14 protein-coding genes are annotated in these 19,421 nt (G+C 65.1%); 12 read left to right on the forward strand and 2 right to left on the reverse strand.

The window, feature by feature from the left end; all coding sequences use genetic code 11:
* Positions 1-291: 291 nt before the first annotated feature.
* Complete coding sequence (locus BVH06_RS15810) at positions 292-585, forward strand: hypothetical protein (RefSeq protein ID WP_075934723.1); 294 nt, start codon at positions 292-294, stop codon at positions 583-585.
* Between the two features lie 5 nt (positions 586-590).
* Here the strand turns inward: BVH06_RS15810 and BVH06_RS15815 are convergent, their stop codons facing one another.
* Positions 591-1,478: a transglutaminase family protein gene (locus BVH06_RS15815; RefSeq protein WP_075931788.1), complete on the reverse strand. Its 888-nt coding sequence runs from the start codon at positions 1,476-1,478 to the stop codon at positions 591-593.
* Positions 1,475-3,955, reverse strand: a complete 2,481-nt coding sequence (locus BVH06_RS15820) for a circularly permuted type 2 ATP-grasp protein (RefSeq protein WP_075934724.1) — start codon at positions 3,953-3,955, stop codon at positions 1,475-1,477. The genes BVH06_RS15815 and BVH06_RS15820 overlap by 4 nt, the downstream gene beginning before the upstream one ends.
* Before the next feature lie 187 nt (positions 3,956-4,142).
* On the opposite strand from BVH06_RS15820, the gene BVH06_RS25480 reads away from it, so the two are divergent.
* From BVH06_RS25480 to BVH06_RS15870, 11 genes are all read left to right on the forward strand, one after another.
* Positions 4,143-4,319: a hypothetical protein gene (locus BVH06_RS25480; RefSeq protein ID WP_042556252.1), complete on the forward strand. Its 177-nt coding sequence runs from the start codon at positions 4,143-4,145 to the stop codon at positions 4,317-4,319.
* A 51-nt stretch (positions 4,320-4,370) separates the two neighbouring features.
* The gene (locus tag BVH06_RS15825; RefSeq protein ID WP_168172917.1) at positions 4,371-7,325 is read left to right on the forward strand and encodes a sensor histidine kinase; all 2,955 of its coding nucleotides are present in this window, start codon (positions 4,371-4,373) and stop codon (positions 7,323-7,325) included.
* Between the two features lie 94 nt (positions 7,326-7,419).
* A complete protein-coding gene (locus BVH06_RS15830; RefSeq protein WP_075931790.1) occupies positions 7,420-8,841 on the forward strand; it encodes a sigma-54 dependent transcriptional regulator in 1,422 nt (473 codons plus the stop codon).
* A 646-nt stretch (positions 8,842-9,487) separates the two neighbouring features.
* Complete coding sequence (locus tag BVH06_RS15835) at positions 9,488-10,885, forward strand: polynucleotide adenylyltransferase PcnB (protein WP_075934725.1); 1,398 nt, start codon at positions 9,488-9,490, stop codon at positions 10,883-10,885.
* 3 nt (positions 10,886-10,888) lie between these two features.
* Entirely contained in the window at positions 10,889-11,371 is a 483-nt protein-coding gene (gene folK / locus BVH06_RS15840) for a 2-amino-4-hydroxy-6-hydroxymethyldihydropteridine diphosphokinase (RefSeq protein ID WP_075931792.1), read from the forward strand.
* Between the two features lie 209 nt (positions 11,372-11,580).
* Positions 11,581-12,381, forward strand: coding sequence for a 3-methyl-2-oxobutanoate hydroxymethyltransferase (panB, locus tag BVH06_RS15845; RefSeq protein ID WP_075934726.1), 801 nt, complete (start codon positions 11,581-11,583; stop codon positions 12,379-12,381).
* Positions 12,378-13,238: a pantoate--beta-alanine ligase gene (gene panC / locus BVH06_RS15850; RefSeq protein ID WP_075934727.1), complete on the forward strand. Its 861-nt coding sequence runs from the start codon at positions 12,378-12,380 to the stop codon at positions 13,236-13,238. Before panB ends, panC begins: the two co-directional genes overlap by 4 nt.
* Before the next feature lie 96 nt (positions 13,239-13,334).
* Positions 13,335-14,999, forward strand: a complete 1,665-nt coding sequence (pgi, locus tag BVH06_RS15855; protein WP_075934728.1) for a glucose-6-phosphate isomerase — start codon at positions 13,335-13,337, stop codon at positions 14,997-14,999.
* Positions 15,000-15,254: 255 nt separating this feature from the next.
* Positions 15,255-17,192: an acetate--CoA ligase gene (gene acs / locus BVH06_RS15860; RefSeq protein WP_075934729.1), complete on the forward strand. Its 1,938-nt coding sequence runs from the start codon at positions 15,255-15,257 to the stop codon at positions 17,190-17,192.
* 142 nt (positions 17,193-17,334) lie between these two features.
* Positions 17,335-18,210, forward strand: a complete 876-nt coding sequence (locus tag BVH06_RS15865) for an oxygenase MpaB family protein (RefSeq protein ID WP_075934730.1) — start codon at positions 17,335-17,337, stop codon at positions 18,208-18,210.
* Positions 18,211-18,331: 121 nt separating this feature from the next.
* Positions 18,332-19,348 (forward strand): class I SAM-dependent rRNA methyltransferase, encoded by a 1,017-nt coding sequence (locus tag BVH06_RS15870; RefSeq protein WP_075934731.1) that lies wholly within the window; start codon positions 18,332-18,334, stop codon positions 19,346-19,348.
* The last annotated feature ends 73 nt before the right edge of the window (positions 19,349-19,421 follow it).

The raw sequence follows: 19,421 nt of genomic DNA on the forward strand, positions 1-19,421 counted from the left end.
GCGGCGAATCGCTCAGGCACCGCCGAAATAGGCAGTCAGGCTGCAATCGTTTCGCCCCGAGGTCGGGGCTCCCACAGGTTGGTTTGAGTGTCTGCTCCTGCCTTGTAGTTGCCGCTTCATGCGCAGATAAGACTTTGAACAGGCTCTAAAAGCCTGCTTACGATCCGCCCCGTGAAAGCTGGCTCCGGCCGGGCGCCCTCGCGCCGGCGTTACTTTGTAACAGCCTACTGCCCAGGCATGCGCCTTTCCTTATACTGCGCTCCCTTCTTCTAGCCTGTGGAGCTTGACCCCGTGAACTTCTCGTCCTGGACACCCAAGGAGCGTCTGATTTGCGCAGCGTTCTTCGCCGTGGCCATTGCTTGCCTGCTGTACGGTTTCGCCTCGGGCGTTGCGCCGATGAGCAGCGAGTTCTTTTCGATGTTCGCCGTGGTTTCGCTAATCATCGGCCTGGCCCTGACCCCACACTTCATGCTGCAACCGCTGAGCGAGAGCCTCGGCAGCAACCTGTCCACCCCGCTGCGCATCGCGCTCGGCTTCTTCTGCGCCTTCCAACTGGTCGCGGTCATCCGTGTGCTTGCAAGCTGAGCAGACTAAAGCGGCGTGACCGTCACCTGCACATCAGGGTCATGATGGCCGCCGCCGAGAATCACCCCGCGCAGGGGTGACACGTCCCCGAAATCACGTCCCCAGGCCAGGGTGATGTGCTCCAGTGCCGGCAGCAGGTTGTTGGTGGGGTCGAAATCCACCCAGCCGTTGTCCGGGCAATACACCGATACCCAGGCGTGGGAAGCATCGGCACCGACCAGCCGCGCCTGCCCCGGCGGTGGCTGGGTCAGCAGGTAGCCGCTGACATAGCGGGCGGCGAGCCCCCGCGAGCGCAGACAGGCGAGCATCAGATGAGCGAAGTCCTGGCACACCCCGCGCCGCTGCTCGAGCACGCTCGCCAGCGGCGTCGCCACCAGGGTGGCGCTGGCGTCGAAGGTGAACTCGCCGTGGATCTTCTGCATCAGCGCCTGCACCGCCTCCAGCAGTGGGCGCTCGGCTGGGAAGCAGTCGGCCGCGAAGGCTTCGAAAGCCGGTTCCAGGCCCACGTAGGGCGAGGCGAATCGGTAGCGCAGCGCCTCCAGCGCCTCTGTAGCCCAGGCGCGTCGCTGGTAGCGCAGGGCCTGGCGTACGGTGGTCCAGGATGGCGAGCCGTGCAGGTCGACCGGACGGCGCGGCAGCACTTCGACGGTCAATTGCGCCCGTACGTGCAGAGCGTCGTGGGGCCGCTCGAAGGCCAGGCGGGTCAGCGGGTTACCGAACACATCGACGCCATCGTGACGCTGGCAGGGCTGCGGACCGACCTGCAGGTCGTGCATCAGGCAGCGCTGCCACGGACAGTCGCGCGGCCACAGATGCGCCAGCTGCTGGGCCAGGGAAACCGGCGCCGCATAGCGGTAATGGGTGTCGTGCAGCACCTGATAACGGCGACTCATGACGACTGGGTTCCCTGGCTGGCAGCCACGTGGGCGAAGAAGCGCAGGCTCAGTTGCTCGGAAACCGCTCCGGCGGCCTGGCCGATGGCATCGAGCAGCCCGACCAGTCCTTCGAGCACCGCGCGAATGCCGCCGCTGCCGAACAACGGGTTCTCCAGGCTGTGGAGATCGAAGGCGCTCAGGCGACGTTCGAGTTGCGCGAGCTCGGGATTGGCCGGGATGTCGAAGCCCTGGGCGAGGCGTTTCAGGGCACGCAGCAGCAGGCGCAGCTGATACAGCACGGCGTGCGGGTTGCGCTCATCGAGCAGCAGCAGGTCGAGCACTGGAATCAGCTGCGCGCTGGCCATGTAGCGCGTGCGGTAAGTGATCGAGCTGTTGCCCAGTTCCAGCAGCCAGTCCAGTGCCGAAGCGTCGTCGCTGGCGCCGATGCGCAGGAAGCCACCGATGCTGTCGCAAAGAAACTGCAGGCGCTCGATACAGCGGCCGATCATCAGGAAGCGCCAGCCGTCATCACGGGTCATGTCATCGAGGGCGAACCCGGACAGCGCAGCCAGCGAGATCATCAGCCGATTGAGTACATCCAGTAGTTGCCCGAGGTCGCCTTCACGGCCCTCCAGGCGTTGCAGGTCGCGCTGCAACTCCACCATGGCCTGCCAGTTGGCCTGGGACAGCTTGCCGCGCACGCTGCCGGCCGTCCATTGCAGGCGCTGCAGGTTGACGCGCACGCTGGCTGGCCACTCGGTGCCGAGCAGCGCCTCACGCAGACGCGCCTCCACGCTGCCGTGAGCTTCATCGGGCAGGGTGCCGAGCTTTTCGGCGAGCTGGAACATCGCCTGCAGCGCACGCGGGTCGTCGTCGTCATCGACGTAGCGCGCCAGCATGATGCGCAACAGCCGCGCATTGTCCTCGCAGCGCTCGCTGTAGCGCCCGAACCAGAACAGGTTTTCCACCACCCGCGACGGGAGGTAGGGATCGCTGCGCACCAGATCGGCAGCGCCCAGGGCGCGCGTGCCCTGCCATTGCTCACTCGGCGCCTGGCGCTCGCCCAACACCCAGGTGTCCTTGCTGACGCCGCCGCGCTGCATCGACACCACCTCGGTATCGGCGGCCACGGCCACCCGGGTCAGGCCGCCAGGCATCACCCGATAGCCGTCGCCGCTGGCCACGGCGAACACGCGCATGCCGATGGTGCGCGGCTGCATGCCCTGCTCGCCGAGCCACACCGGCGCCTGGGACAGTTGCACGGGCGCCTGGACCACATAGGCCTCGGGCTGCTGACGCAGGCGGCTGGCCAGTTGTTCGGCATCAGGGCTGCCGCCGTGCCCAGGCGTCAGACGCTGGGCCGCCGAACAGGGGCGAATCAGCCAGTTCGGCAGGTCTTCGAGCACCTGGGCCAGTACCGGCGCCTCCCCGCACCAGGCACTGGTAATGCCAGGCAACGACAGCGGCTCGCCGAGCCATCGCTCGCTGATCGCCGGCAGGAATGCACTCAAGCCCGGTGCCTCCAGCAGGCCGCAGCCCAGGGCATTGGCCATCAGCACGCGACCCTGGCGTACCACTTCCAGCAACCCGGGCACGCCGAGCGCCGAATCGCTGCGCAGCTCCAGGGGGTCGCAGAAATCGTCATCGAGGCGGCGCAGCACAGCATGCACCCGCTGCAACCCCGCGAGCGTCTTCAGGTAGAGCGTGGCGTCGCGCACGGTCAGGTCGCTGCCTTCCACCAGCGGGTAGCCGAGCTGGCGCGCCAGGTACAGGTGCTCGAAGTAGCTCTCGTTGAAACGCCCGGCGGTCAGCACAACCACCAGCGGCGTGTCGTTGCCGGCCGGCGCCTGGCTGGTCAGGGTGTCCTGCAGAGTGCGAAAGAAACTGGCCAGGTGCTGCACGCCAAGATCGCGATACAGCTCGGGAAAGGCCCGCGAGATGATCTGCCGGTTTTCAAGGGCGAAACCGGCACCGGCCGGCGCCTGGGTGCGATCGGCAATCACCCGCCACTGGCCGTCCGCCGAGCGGGCCAGGTCCACCGCGTACAGATGCAGGTAAGTGCTGCCGGGCGGCTGCACACCCTGGCACGGCCACAGAAAGCTTTCATGGCCGAACACCAGTTCCGGCGGCAGCAACCCATCGGCGAGCAACTGCTGAGGGCCATAAAGGTCGGCCAGCACCTTGTCGAGCAGGCCCGCGCGCTGCGCCACGCCCGCAGCAATGGCCTGCCATTCGGCCGCCGGAATCAGATTGGGCAGCAGGTCCAGCTCCCAGGGCCGATCGGCGCCATCGGGATCGGCGTAGACGTTGTAGGTGACGCCGTTGGCCTGGATCTGCCGGGTGACCATGGCCTGACGCTGCTGCAACTGCGCGGGCGTATTGCGCCGCAGTTGGCTCAGCACAGGCCGCCAGTGCGCGCGCGGCTGCCCGTGGCGGTCGAGCAGTTCGTCATAGGCCGCCTCGTCAGGCAGGTAACAGGCAAGCAGATCAGGCATGAAGATTCCAGTGCAGTGCATCGATGGCGCGGCAACTTCTCGCGCCGTGAAAGCGTAGCCGCTGTGGGCGTCGATCGGCCAGCAAGATATGCGCCAGCGCACTGCCACGCCCCAGCGCCGCACGATGCCCCTTCGCCAGCGCCCTGCGCTTCCGTTACCATCGACACATCCAGTAGCGAGACGCGGCATGTATATCTATCGATTGGTTCTGATTCTGGTAGTCGGCATCTACCTGTTCTCGCCTGCCATCATGGACTGGTGGATCGATCCCAACGGTGCCTGGTACCGCCCCTACATGCTGTGGCTGATCCTCATCGTGGTGACCTTCATCCTGCAGAGCCAGCGCGATGCCGACGAGCTCTGACCCGATGCGCCAGCCAAAACCCGCCGCCGCCCCTGACTCGCCGAGCCGTGAATGCCGATGAACTTTAGCCTCGGTGGGCTGATGCTGATCAGCGCCGCCTACCTGCTGGTGCTTTTCGCCGTCGCCTGGTGCGCCGACCGCGGCCTGATTCCGCGCCGCTTCATCCGTCACCCACTGACCTACACCCTGTCGTTGGGTGTGTACGCCAGCGCCTGGGCCTTCTATGGCAGTGTCGGCCTGGCCTATCAGTACGGCTACGGCTTCCTGGCCAGTTACCTGGGCGTGACCGGCGCCTTCCTGCTCGCCCCGGTGCTGCTCTACCCCATCCTGCGCATCACCCGCACCTATCAGTTGTCGTCGCTGGCCGACCTGTTCGCCTTCCGTTTCCGTAGTACCTGGGCCGGTGCGCTGAGCACCCTGTGCATGCTGATAGCCGTGCTGCCGCTGCTGGCCCTGCAGATCCAGGCGGTGACCGATGCCATCGGCATCCTCACCCGCGAGGCGGTGCAGCCACAGGTCGCCCTGGCGTTCTGCGGGCTGTTCATCCTGGTGACCATCCTGTTCGGTGCGCGTCACCTGGCCACCCGGGAAAAACACGAAGGCCTGGTGTTCGCCATCGCCTTCGAGTCGGTGGTCAAGCTGCTGGCCATGTGCGCCATCGGCCTTTACGCCCTGTATGCGGTATTCGACGGCCCCCGCGAGCTGGAGCAATGGCTGGTGCTCAACCAGGCTGCCCTGGCCAGCCTGCACACGCCCCTGCAGGAAGGCCCATGGCGCACCCTGCTGCTGGTGTTCTTCGCTTCGGCGATCGTCATGCCGCACATGTACCACATGACCTTTACCGAGAACCTCAACCCACGCGCCCTGGTCAGCGCCAGTTGGGGCCTGCCACTGTTCCTGCTGCTGATGAGCCTGGCGGTGCCCCTGGTGCTGTGGGCCGGACTAAGGCTGGGCTCGACCACCAGCCCGGAATATTTCACCCTCGGCCTGGGCATCGCCGTGGACAGCCCAGCGCTCGCGCTGATCGCCTACATCGGCGGCCTTTCGGCTTCCAGCGGGCTGATCATCGTCACCACCCTGGCGCTGTCCGGCATGCTGCTCAACCACGTGGTGCTACCGCTCTATCAGCCGCCAGCCGAAGGCAACATATACCGCTGGCTGAAGTGGACGCGCCGCGCGCTGATCGTCGCCATCATTCTGGCCAGCTACGCCTTCTACAACCTGCTCGACGCCCAGCAGGACCTGGCCAACCTGGGCATCGTCTCCTTCGTCGCCACCCTGCAGTTCCTGCCTGGCGTGCTCTCGGTGCTGTACTGGCCGACCGCCAATCGCCGCGGTTTCATTGCAGGATTGCTGGCCGGTATCGCGGTGTGGGGCGTGAGCATGCTGCTGCCACTGCTCGGCACGCTGCCGGGCCTGTACGTGCCGGTGCTGGATCTGGTCTACGTGCTCGATGACAGCAGCTGGCACCTGGCGGCCATCGCCTCGCTGGCCATCAACGTGCTGGTGTTCACCCTGGTCTCGGTATTCACCGACTCCAGCCCCGAGGAAGACAGCGCCGCCGAAGCCTGCGCAGTGGACAACGTACGCCGCCCGCAACGCCGTGAGCTGCTGGCCCTGTCACCCCAGGAATTCGCCGCCCAGCTGGCCAAACCGCTGGGCGCCAAGACCGCCCAGCGCGAGGTCGAACAGGCCCTGCGCGACCTGCATCTGCCCTTCGACGAGAGCCGACCCTACGCGCTGCGCCGCCTGCGTGATCGCCTGGAGGCCAACCTGTCCGGCCTGATGGGCCCCAGCGTGGCCCAGGACATAATCGAATCCTTCCTGCCCTACAAATCCGGCAGCGAAGGCTATGTGACCGAGGACATCCACTTCATCGAGAGCCGCCTGGAGGATTACCACTCGCGCCTCACCGGCCTTGCCGCCGAGCTCGATGCCCTGCGCCGCTACCACCGCCAGACCCTGCAGGAGTTGCCCATGGGCGTGTGTTCGCTGGCCAAGGATCACGAGATCCTGATGTGGAACAAGGCCATGGAAGAACTCACCGAGATTCCCGCCCAGCGCATCGTCGGCTCGCGCCTGTCGACCCTCGCCGAGCCGTGGCGGGAGTTGCTGCAGAGTTTCACCGAGATTCCCGACGAGCACCTGCACAAACAGCGCCTGGCCCTCGACGGCCAGACCCGCTGGCTGAACCTGCACAAGGCGGCCATCGACGAGCCTCTGGCGCCCGGTAACAGCGGGCTGGTCCTGCTGGTCGAGGACCTCACCGATACGCAGATGCTCGAAGACAAGCTGGTGCACTCCGAGCGCCTGGCCAGCATCGGCCGCCTGGCCGCAGGGGTGGCCCACGAAATCGGCAACCCGATTACCGGCATCGCCTGCCTGGCGCAGAACCTGCGCGAGGAACGCGAGGGCGATCCGGAGCTCACCGAGATCAGCGGGCAGATCCTCGAACAGACCAAACGGGTCACGCGCATCGTTCACTCGCTGATGAACTTCGCCCACTCCGGTAACCACCAGCAGGCGGACGAGCCGGTGTGCCTGGCCGAAGTCGCCCAGGAAGCCATCGGCCTGCTGGCCCTCAACCGGCGCAGCGTCGACGTGCAGTTCTTCAACCTGTGCGACCCCGCACACCGCGCCGGAGGCGACCCCCAGCGCCTGGCCCAGGTGCTCATCAACCTGCTCAGCAATGCCCGCGACGCCTCGCCCGAAGGCGGCGCGATCCGCGTGCGCAGCGAAGCGTCGGAACACACCGTCGACCTGATCGTCGAGGATGAAGGCAGCGGTATTCCCAAAGGTGTGATGGACCGGCTGTTCGAGCCGTTCTTTACCACCAAGGACCCCGGAAAAGGAACCGGACTCGGCCTCGCGCTGGTCTATTCCATCGTGGAAGAGCATTATGGCCAGATAACAATCGACAGCCCGATCGACCCCGAGCAGCAACGTGGCACCCGTATCCGGGTGACGCTGCCGCGGCACATCGAGGCAATGCCACTGGCGAACTAAATTCCGAAGAACCGCATTCACGGGGATGCGCGTGGCCCATCTTGGCCGCAGCACCGGGAAGCAGGTTCCGAGACCGTCGAGAGAATTCGTTTAAATGCCTCATATCCTGATCGTCGAAGACGAAACCATCATCCGCTCCGCCCTGCGTCGCCTACTCGAACGCAATCAGTACCAGGTCAGCGAAGCCGGTTCGGTACAGGAAGCCCAGGAACGTTTCGATATTCCCGGCTTCGATCTGGTGGTCAGTGACCTGCGCCTGCCTGGCGCACCGGGCACCGAACTGATCAAGCTGGCCCAGGGCGCGCCGGTGCTGATCATGACCAGCTATGCGAGCCTGCGCTCGGCGGTCGACTCGATGAAAATGGGCGCCGTCGACTACATCGCCAAGCCCTTCGACCACGACGAAATGCTCCAGGCCGTAGCGCGCATCCTGCGTGATCGCGAAGCGCGCAGCCAGGCCGCCGGCGCACCTGCCGCGGCACGCAGCGCTGACAAGGGCGACAAGGCGGCCACTGGCGAAATCGGCATCATCGGCTCCAGCCCGGCCATGCTGGAGCTGTACAGCAAGATCCGCAAAGTGGCGCCCACCGACTCCAACGTGCTGGTGCAGGGCGAGTCCGGCACCGGCAAGGAGCTGGTCGCCCGCGCCCTGCACAACCTGTCCAAGCGTGCCAAGGCGCCGCTGATTTCGGTCAACTGTGCGGCGATTCCGGAAACCCTGATCGAGTCCGAGCTGTTCGGCCACGAGAAAGGCGCCTTCACTGGGGCCAGCGCCAGCCGCGCCGGCCTGGTGGAAGCGGCCGACGGCGGCACCCTGTTTCTCGACGAAATCGGCGAGCTGCCCCTGGAAGCCCAGGCGCGCCTGCTGCGCGTGCTGCAGGAGGGTGAGATCCGCCGGGTCGGCTCGGTGCAATCGCAAAAGGTCGATGTGCGCCTGATCGCCGCGACCCACCGTGACCTGAAAACCCTTTCGAAGACCGGCCAGTTCCGTGAAGACCTTTACTACCGCCTGCACGTCATCGCCCTGAAGCTGCCGCCGTTGCGCGAGCGCGGCGCCGACGTGCTCGAGATCGCCCGCGCCTTCCTGGCCCGCCAGTCGGCGCGCATGGGCCGCACCGACCTGCACTTCGGCCCGGACGCGGAGCAGGCCATTCATCATTACAGCTGGCCAGGCAACGTGCGTGAACTGGAGAACGCCATCGAGCGTTCGGTGATCCTCTGCGACGGCAGCACCATCAACGCCGACCTGCTGGGTATCGACATCGAGCTGGAGGATCTGGACGAAGACGTGTTCATGGGCCTGGCAACGCAGAGCGCCGCAGTGAATGCGACCAGCCAGGACCCCAGCGAAGACCTGTCACTGGAAGACTACTTCCAGCACTTCGTACTCGAGCATCAGGACCATATGACCGAGACCGAGCTGGCCCGCAAGCTGGGCATCAGCCGCAAATGCCTGTGGGAACGCCGTCAGCGCCTGGGCATTCCGCGCCGCAAATCGGGCGCCGCCAGCGAATAGAGCACCGCGCGGCGCTCTAGAGTGGGTGTTACCGCCGATCATGACAACACGTAACAAAGCCGGGGTTTACGGTAACGGAATCCCGGCTTTTTTCTGCCCATGGAAATGACAAAAATATTAAGATATTGATTTTAAAGGAAAAATAAAAACTGGCACGCTGAATGCTTTATCTCTGGCACAACAACAATAACAAGCATGACCCACGATAATAAAAATAAGACGTAACGACTTCAGCACAATAAGAACAAGATCGCAGAAGGCGCAGCTAACTGATTATTTTGGAGAGGATCGCCTCTCGGCTCCACAGCCAGACAGATAACAACAATAAATGTCGACGGGCATCACCCCTGGGTGAGGTCTCGGGCCTGAGGTAGCGTCAGCATCCAAAATAATCCGTTCGCTCTTGCTCCCACTCGGGAGGTACTCCGGACTCGATCCGGAACAGGCACCCAACAAGAACAACAGCCTGCATAACAAGAACGACGTAACGCACTACTTGAGGGGAGCTTCGGCTCCCCTTGTCGTTTCCCGCCCCGGCCTGCCCCGCCACCCTGCTTACGCCTCTGAGCCACCTGATGCTAGAATCCGCGCTATTTCTGCGCCTTTCCTTTATTCTGGCCGCTCAATTCGTCATACAGTGCCCTCCATGCTGAAAAAGCTGTTCAAGTCCTTTCGCTCGCCGCTGCGCCGTGCGCACCAGCCCCACAGCACACCGCACGTGCTGAACACCAACCAGCACCCGATCCAGCGCGGGCAGATCAGCCGTCACGCCATCAGCGTGGTCGAGCGCCTTCAGAACGCAGGCTACGAGGCTTATCTGGTTGGCGGCTGCGTGCGCGACCTGCTGCTGGGCATCGAGCCCAAGGATTTCGACGTCGCCACCAGCGCCACGCCGGAGCAGGTACGGGCCGAGTTCCGCAATGCCCGGGTGATCGGTCGCCGCTTCAAGCTGGTGCATGTGCACTTCGGCCGCGAGATCATCGAAACCGCCACCTTCCGCGCCAACCATCCGGAAGGCGACGAGCCGGAAAACAGCAACCAGTCCTCGCGCAACGAGAGCGGCCGCATCCTGCGCGACAACGTGTACGGCACCCTGGAAGACGACGCCCAGCGCCGCGATTTCACCATCAATGCGCTTTACTACGATCCGGTTTCCGAGCGGATTCTCGACTACGCCAACGGCATGCACGACATCCGTAACAATCTGGTGCGGCTTATCGGCAACCCGACCCAGCGCTATCAGGAAGACCCGGTGCGCATGCTGCGCGCCGTGCGTTTCGCCGCCAAGCTGGACTTCGACATCGAGAAGCACAGCGCCGACCCGATCCACGACCTGGCGCACCTGCTGGGTGGCATCCCGGCCGCGCGTCTGTTCGATGAAGTGCTCAAGCTGTTCCTCAGCGGCTACGCCATCTACACCTACGATCTGCTGGTCGATTACGGCCTGTTCGGCCAACTGTTCCCGGCCAGTGCCGCGGCGCTGCGCCAGAACCCCGAATACACCGACACGCTGATTCGCAACGCTCTGGACAACACCGACCTGCGCATCCATCAGGGCAAGCCGGTGACTCCGGCCTTCCTGTTCGCTGCCCTGCTCTGGCCCGCTCTGCCTGCGCGGGTGATCCGCCTGCAGGAGCGTGGCATGCCGGCCATCCCGGCCATGCAGGAAGCCGCCCACGAGCTGATCGCCGAGCAGTGCCAGCGCATTGCCGTACCGAAACGTTTCACCTTGCCTATCCGCGAGATCTGGGACATGCAGGAACGCCTGCCACGGCGCAGCGGCAAGCGCGCCGACCTGCTGCTGGAAAACCCGCGCTTTCGAGCCGGTTACGACTTCCTGCTGCTGCGCGAAAGCGCCGGCGAGGAAACCGGCGGCCTGGGCGAGTGGTGGACCGAGTATCAGGACGCCAGTGACAGCGACCGCCGGGTGATGATCCGCAACCTGTCCAGCAAGGACGAGCCCGGCAGCGCGCCGCGCAAACGTCGTCGCAGCGGTGGCGCCAAGCGCAAGCGCGCACCTCAGAACGGCGGCGCCAGCGAGTAAGTGATGGAACGCGTCTATATCGGCCTGGGCAGCAACCTGGCCGACCCCGCCGAACAACTGCGCCAGGCACTGGTGGCACTCGAGCAGTTGCCGCACACGCGCCTGGCCGCAACGTCCTCTTTCTACGCCAGCGACTCGCTGTTGCCCGGCCAGCCCCGTTACACCAATGCCGTCGCGGCGCTGGATACCGGGTTGCAACCGCTGCAGCTACTCGACGCGCTACAGGCCATCGAGCTGGATCAGGGCCGTGAACGCGGCGAGCGCTGGGGGCCGCGCACCCTGGATCTGGACATCGTGCTGTTCGGCCAAAGGCTGATCGACGAGCCGCGCCTGCGCGTGCCGCACTACCACATGCATGCCCGCGCGTTCGTGCTCTATCCCCTGGCGGAGATCGCCAGCGAAGACTTGCAGTTGCCCGACGGCCGCCCACTGAGCGAGCTACTGGCAGCCTGTCCATTCGAGGGCCTGGAGCGCCTGCTGCCCTGATACGCCGAGCACCCGGCCAGCGGTAACGGCGTAACAGCGCGGTAACACATTCGATTGACTTGCGCCCTTGCCATCGGGACTATAGCCACCCATTGCCCCTGCCGGGGCCACATTGAAGCAGCGTCGCTGCCCCTTCGATGCCAACGTGAACCTGCTCCACGAGAGCCTGCCCGAACAGGCCCGCACAGGTTCCGAGTGAGGATACCTTCATGCCTGATGTAACCCTGACCACCCTTCAAGCGCTCAAGCAAAAGGGTGAGAAAATCACCATGCTGACCTGTTACGACGCCACCTTCGCCGATGCCTGCTGCAAGGCGGGCGTCGAAGTGCTGCTGGTCGGTGATTCGCTGGGCATGGTGCTGCAGGGGCACGACAGCACCCTGCCGGTGAGCATGGCCGATTGCGTCTACCACACGGCCAGCGTCAAGCGCGGCAACGCCGGTGCACTGATCGTCGCCGACCTGCCGTTCATGGCCAACGCCACCCTGGAACAGACCCTGCACAACTCGGGCCTGCTGATGCAGGCCGGCGCTCACATGGTCAAGGTCGAAGGCGCCGCGTGGCTGGCCGAGTCGATCACCAAACTGGCTGAACGTGGCGTGCCGGTGTGCGCGCACATGGGCCTGACCCCCCAGGCGGTGAACATCCTTGGTGGCTACAAGGTGCAGGGCCGTGAGCACAACCAGGCACGCCAGATGGTCGCCGATGCCATCGCCCTGGAGCAGGCCGGCGCCGCCATGCTGCTGCTCGAATGCGTTCCGAGCGACCTGGCTGGCGAGATCAGTCGTGCGGTCAAGGTGCCGGTGATCGGCATCGGCGCCGGCCCGCAAACCGACGGCCAGGTGCTGGTGCTGCACGACATGCTCGGTCTTTCACTGAGCGGCCGGGTGGCCAAGTTCGTGAAGAACTTCATGAGCGGCCAGGCGAGCATCCAGGACGCCCTCGCCGCCTACGTCAACGAGGTCAAGGCGGTCAGCTTCCCGGCCGCCGAGCACGGATTCTCCGCATGAACACCGTCAAGACCGTGCGCGAGCTGCGCGCCGCCGTGGCCCAGGCCCGCCAGGAAGGCAAGCAGATCGGCCTGGTGCCGACCATGGGCAACCTGCATGCCGGCCACGCCGCCCTGGTGGAAAAAGCCGCCCAGCGCACCGATTTCGTGGTCGCCAGCATCTTCGTCAACCCGATGCAGTTTGGCCCGGCCGAGGATCTCGACAAGTACCCGCGCACCCTGCAGGCCGACCAGCAGCGCCTGATCGACGCCGGCTGCCACCTGCTGTTTCATCCTGACGTCGAGGAGATGTACCCCGGCGGCATGGGCGAGCAGACGCGCGTCAGCGTGCCCGGCGTTTCCGAAGGCCTGTGCGGCGCCAGTCGCCCGGGGCACTTCGAAGGCGTGGCCACGGTGGTCACCAAGCTGTTCAACATGGTGCAACCGGACCTGGCGGTGTTCGGTCAGAAGGACTTCCAGCAACTGGCGGTGATCCGCACGATGGTGCGCGACCTGAACATGCCGATCCAGATCATCGGCGAGCCGACGGTACGCGCCGAAAGCGGCCTGGCGCTTTCCTCGCGCAACGGCTACCTCAGCGACGAGCAGCGCGACGTCGCCAGCGTGCTCTATCGCTCGCTCAAGCACATCGCCGGGGCCATCCAGGGCGGCGAGCGCGAGCTACCCGAACTGCTTGCCGACGCCCAGCGTCAGCACGCCGCTGCAGGCCTGCGCGCCGATTACCTGGAAGTGCGCGAGGCCCAGAGCCTGCGCGCGGTCAGCCCTGGCGACCGCGAGCTGGTGGTGCTGGTGGCGGCCTACCTGGGTAACACCCGGCTGATCGACAACCTGAGTTTCACCTTGGATCAGGGCTACTGAAATCCCTCTACACGCGTACACTGAAAAGCCCGGACGATCTGCCGGGCTTTTTAATGCCTGAATCACCGCCAACCGAAGCCTCAACAAGGAAGCCCCATGGCGTACCACCGTCAGCCGCTCGATGTTCTCGCTCTTCCCACCTGGCAGGCGCTGCAACAGCACCGCCAGGCCATGCAGCACTTCAGCATGCGCGATGCCTTCGCTGGCAATGCGCGGCGTTTCGAGCAGTTCTCGCTGAGCAGTTGCGGGCTGTTTCTCGACTATTCGAAAAACCTCGCCAGCGACGAGACCATCGCCCTGCTGATGGCCCTGGCCCGTGAAGTCGGCCTGGAGCAGTCGATCCGCGCCATGTTCGACGGCGAGAAACTCAACGCCTCGGAAGGCCGCCCCGCGCTGCACACCGCACTGCGCCGGCCATTGGGCGACAAGGTGCTGGTCGATGGTGTGGACGTGATGCCCCAGGTGCAGCGCGTACTGCAGCAGATGACCGAGCTGGTCGGGCGTATCCACAGCGGCCTGTGGCGCGGTTTCACCGAAAAACCGATCACCGACGTGGTCAATATCGGCATCGGCGGCTCCTTCCTCGGCCCACAGCTGGTCTCCGAGGCGCTGCTGCCGTTCGCCCAGCGCGGCGTGCGCTGCCATTACCTGGCCAATATCGACGGTAGCGAATTCCATGAGCTGTCGGCCAAGTTGCAGGCCGAAACCACCCTGTTCATCGTTTCGTCGAAATCCTTCGGCACCCTGGAAACCCTCAAGAACGCCCAGGCCGCGCGCGGCTGGTACCTGGCCCAGGGCGGTTCGGAAGCCGAGCTGTACCGGCACTTCATCGCCGTGTCGAGCAACCGCGAAGCGGCGGTGGGTTTCGGCATCCGTGAGGAAAACATCTTCCCGATGTGGGACTGGGTCGGCGGGCGTTATTCGCTGTGGTCGGCCATCGGCTTGCCGATCGCCCTGTCCATCGGCATGTCCAACTTCAAAGAGCTGCTGGCCGGGGCCTACAGCATGGACATGCACTTCAAGACCGCGCCGTTCGAGCAGAACATGCCGGTGCTGATGGCCTTGCTGGGCATCTGGTACGGCAATTTCTGGGATGCCCAAAGCCAGGCGATCCTGCCGTACGATCACTACCTGCGCAACATCACCAAGCACCTGCAGCAGCTGGACATGGAATCCAACGGCAAGAGCGTGCGCCAGGACGGCAGCCCGGTCAGCGGCGCCACCGGCCCGGTGATTTGGGGCGGCGTAGGCTGCAACGGCCAGCACGCCTATCATCAGTTGCTGCACCAGGGCACCCAGCTGATCCCGGCGGATTTCATCGTGCCGGTGGTCAGCTTCAACCCGGTCGCCGATCACCACCAGTGGCTGTACGCCAATTGCCTGTCGCAGAGCCAGGCACTGATGCTCGGCAAGTCCCGCGAGGAAGCGCAAGCCGAGCTACGCGCCAAGGGCATGGGCGAGGACGACGTGCAGCGCCTGGCGCCGCACAAGGTGATTCCCGGCAACCGGCCGAGCAACACCCTGGTGCTGGAGCGCATCAGCCCGCGCCGCCTCGGCGCACTGGTGGCGCTGTACGAGCACAAGGTGTTCGCCCAGAGCGCCATCTGGGGCATCAACGCCTTCGACCAGTGGGGTGTGGAGCTCGGCAAAGAGCTGGGCAAGGGCGTCTACTCGCGCATGGTCGGTAGCGAGCCGAGCGCCGCGGAAGACGGCTCGACCCAGGGCCTGATCAACTACTTCCGCGGGCGCCACCGCGGTTGACCAGGATTGCAGGCGCCCGGCGACGGGCGCCTGCAATACGTTGCGCCCTCGCCCTAAAACTTGGCTGCTACCCTTAGTGTCGATTGGGTGTCTCTAAAAACGTTGGCGAGGCAGTCAGCGCAAGGCAAAAACAGGCGAAAAAGCGGAGTGTACGAGCTGTACATGAGCATTTTGAGCCTGTTTTTAACGCCGCGCTGACAACGCAGGTAGTTTTTAGAGGCGCCCATGCGGATATAACAACAAAGGGTACCCGCCATGTCTCTCCCTCACCGCTACCCCGTCAGCGACACCGCCCGCCAGCGTACGCACCTCGACGACGCCGCCTACCAACGCCTCTACCGCCAGTCGGTCGACGACCCGCAGACCTTCTGGGGTGAGCAGGCCAAGGCTTTTCTCGACTGGTTCAAACCCTGGAACGAAGTCTGCAGTGGCAGCCTGAGCAAAGGTGACATCCGCTGGTTCTCCGGCGGCCAGCTGAACATCAGCCACAACTGCATCGACCGCCACCTGGCCAAGCGCGGCGACCAGGTTGCGCTGATCTGGGAAGGCGACGATCCGAGGGATTCGGCCTCCATCACCTACAAGCAGCTGCACGAGCAGGTCTGCCGTCTGGCCAACGTGCTCAAGAAGCGCGGCGTGAAGAAAGGCGACCGGGTGTGCATCTACATGCCGATGGTGCCCGAGGCGGCCTACGCCATGCTCGCCTGCACGCGCATCGGCGCCGTGCATTCGGTGGTATTCGGCGGCTTCTCGCCGGACGCGCTGCGCGACCGCATTCTCGACGCCGACTGCCGTACGGTGATCACCGCCGATGAAGCGGTACGCGGCGGCAAGCTGATCCCGCTCAAGAGCAACGTCGACAAGGCCATGGCGAGCTGCCCCAACGTGTCCACCGTGCTGGTGGTGAAGCGCACCGGAAACGCAGTTGGCTGGGATGAAAAGCGCGACCTCTGGTACGGCGAGGCCGTGCAGCAGGTAGACGCCGACTGCCCCGCCGAGCCGATGGACGCCGAGGATCCGCTGTTCATCCTCTACACCTCGGGCAGCACCGGCAAACCCAAGGGCGTGCTGCACAGTACCGCCGGCTACCTGTTGCAGGCAGCGATGACCCACAAGTACGTGTTCGACTACCACGACGGTGACATCTACTGGTGCACTGCCGATGTCGGCTGGGTAACCGGGCACAGCTACATCGTCTACGGCCCGCTGGCCAACGGCGCCACCAGCCTGATTTTCGAGGGCGTGCCCAACTACCCGGATACCTCGCGCTTCTGGCAGGTGATCGACAAGCATCAGGTGAACATTTTCTACACTGCGCCGACCGCCCTGCGCGCACTGATGCGTGAAGGCGAAGCGCCAGTGAAGAAAACCTCGCGCAGCAGCCTGCGCCTGCTCGGCAGCGTCGGCGAGCCAATCAACCCGGAGGCCTGGGAGTGGTACTTCAAGGTGGTCGGCGAGCAGCGCTGCCCCATCGTCGACACCTGGTGGCAGACCGAAACCGGCGCCATCATGATCACCCCGCTGCCCGGTGCCACCGACCTCAAGCCGGGCTCGGCGACGCGGCCGTTCTTCGGCGTGCAGCCGGTATTGCTCGACGAACAGGGCAAGGAGATCGACGGCCCGGGCGCCGGCGTGCTGGCGATCAAGGCCAGCTGGCCGAGCCAGATCCGCAGCGTGTACGGCGACCACCAGCGCATGCTGGAAACCTACTTCACCGCCTACCCCGGCTACTACTTCAGCGGTGACGGCGCGCGCCGCGACGAGGATGGCTACTGGTGGATAACCGGGCGCATCGACGATGTGATCAACGTCTCCGGCCACCGCATCGGTACCGCCGAGGTGGAAAGCGCCCTGGTGCTGCACGACGCCGTGGCCGAGGCCGCCGTGGTCGGTTACCCCCATGACGTCAAAGGCCAGGGCATCTACGCCTTCGTCACCACCATGAACGGCGTGGAGCCGAGCGATGAACTGAAGAAAGACTTGCTCAGCCTGGTCGGCAAGGAAATCGGCAGCTTCGCCAAGCCGGAGCTGATCCAGTGGGCGCCGGGCCTGCCGAAGACCCGCTCGGGCAAGATCATGCGCCGCATCTTGCGCAAGATCGCCTGCAACGAGCTGGACACCCTGGGCGACACCTCGACCCTGGCCGATCCGGCGGTGGTCGACAGCCTGGTGGCCGAGCGACTCAACACCTGACCAACGCGCCCCGGTATCGCCGCGCTCGTCCACAGGCTACGTCCATCGGTGCTGTAGCCAAGCGGCGAACCCGGTGATAACCGGGGCACTCTCAAACCAACCCTGGCTTGTGGCCGGCATTCGCGCGCATTAGGCTCGCGCCATGGAAATTATCCGCCGCCGTATCGAACGCCAGGTGCTCAGTCTCAGTGGCATCTCCCTCGGCCAGATCGACTTCGAAAACCCCAAGGGCGACCCCGGCCTGTTCGGCCCGGAGGCCGTGTGCTGGCGCATCCATGGTGACTTCACCAGCATGCTGATCGGCGGTATCACCGCCCTGCTGCTGCAAGCCCTGCACCCGCTGGCGCTGGCCGGCGTGTGGGATCACTCCAATTTCCGCGAAGACCTGCTCGGCCGTCTGCGCCGCACCGGCCAGTTCGTATCCGGCACCACCTTCGCCAGCCGAGCCGACGCCGACTGGCTGATCGACAAGGTCAGGCGCATCCACCTGCACGTGGTCGGCACCGCGCCGGATGGCCGCCCGTACAGCGCCAGCGATCCCGAACTGCTGACCTGGGTGCACGTGGCCGAGGTGCACAGCTTTTTGCAGGCCCACCTGCGTTACCTCAACCCGCAAATGAGCGGCGCCGATCAGGATCGCTACTACGCCGAGATCGCCCTGGTGGCCGAGCGGCTGGGCGCGCGCGGCGTACCTCGCAACCGGGTGCAGATGGACAGCTACCTGCAGCGCATGCGAGGCCAGTTGCTGTGCGACGAACGTTCGCGGGAAATCCTGCGCATCCTGCTGGCAGCACCCGCACCCAGCCGGCTGGCCGCACCGGTGGGCAAGCTGTTCATGCAGGCCGGCATCGACTTGCTGCCTGACTGGGCCCAGCAGATGCTCGATCAACCCATGACGCCGCTGCGCAGCCGCCTGGTACGCAGCAGCGTGCATGGCATCGCGCCGATCATTCGCTGGGCGGTGCGCAGTGGTTCGCTGCACCGGTCGCGTGTTCGTATGGGCCTGCCGCCGTATTGAGAATTCGCTCGATGCCCGGCACGCCAGTCAGGCAATCGACACCGCAGCGCCGACGCTCAGCGGGCCTTTAAGCGATTGCGAGGGTGGTAGACTGCGCGCCCCTTTTCTACGAGTCGCTGCCATGCCGTCTCTCGACCAGGCAGTGCGCGCCGCACTCGCCAATCGCCACGCTCTGATCGCCGAGTTGCACGCACAGAGCACCGACTGCTATCGCCTGTTCCATGGCAGCCAGGAAGGCGCCGGCGGCCTGACCGTCGACCGCTACGGCCCGCAACTGATGGTGCAGAGCTTTCACCAGACGCTCGGCCGCGACGAGTTGCTGGCCCTGCACGCGCTCGTCGACGAATTCCTTGGACTGCAGACGGCGCTGGTCTACAACGACCGCTCCAAGGGCAACTCGCGCATCGACCGCAGTGACCCGGTCTACGTCGCCGAAGACGCGGCGCTGGTCGACCTGGTCGGCCAGGAATGGGGCCTCAACTACCGGGTGCGCGGCCGCCACGCAGGGCAGGACCCACTGTTGTTTCTCGACCTGCGCAACGCCCGTGGCTGGGTGCAGCGCCACAGCGCGGGCAAGAGCGTGCTCAACCTGTTCGCCTACACCTGTGGCGTAGGCCTGAATGCCGCCGCAGGCGGTGCGCGCGACGTGGTGAACCTCGACTTCGCCGAAGGCAACCTGGCGGTCGGCCGCGAAAATGGCGCGCTCAACCCGGCTCTGCCGGCCATGCAGTTCGTGCAATCGGATTACTTCCCGGCAATCCGGCAGTGGGCCGGGCTGCCCATCGCCGCGCGCCGTGGCCAGAAGCTGCCGAGCTACCCGCGCCTGGAACAACGCCAGTTCGACCTGGTGTTTCTCGACCCGCCCGCCTGGGCCAAGAGCGCCTTCGGTACCGTCGACCTGCTGCGCGATTACCAGAGCCTGCTCAAGCCGGCGATTCTCGCCACGGCCGAGAACGGCACCCTGGTGTGCTGCAACAACCTGGCGAAAGTGCCCATGGATGAATGGCGTGAACAGGTGCTGCGCTGCGCCAGCAAGCTCGGCCGCCCGGTACGCGAGCACGAGCAGCTGCCACCGGCGACGGACTTTCCCTCTAACGATGGCAATCCTCCGCTAAAGACCCTGGTTCTGCATTTCTGACAGGCCCGCCCCCCCTTCCCGCGGAACCTAGGCTCCATGCCATAATCCAAGGCACTCCCGCCAGGAAGATGAA

Source organism: Pseudomonas sp. PA27(2017) (assembly GCF_001945445.1).
In the GTDB taxonomy this organism is placed as follows: Bacteria; Pseudomonadota; Gammaproteobacteria; order Pseudomonadales; family Pseudomonadaceae; genus Aquipseudomonas.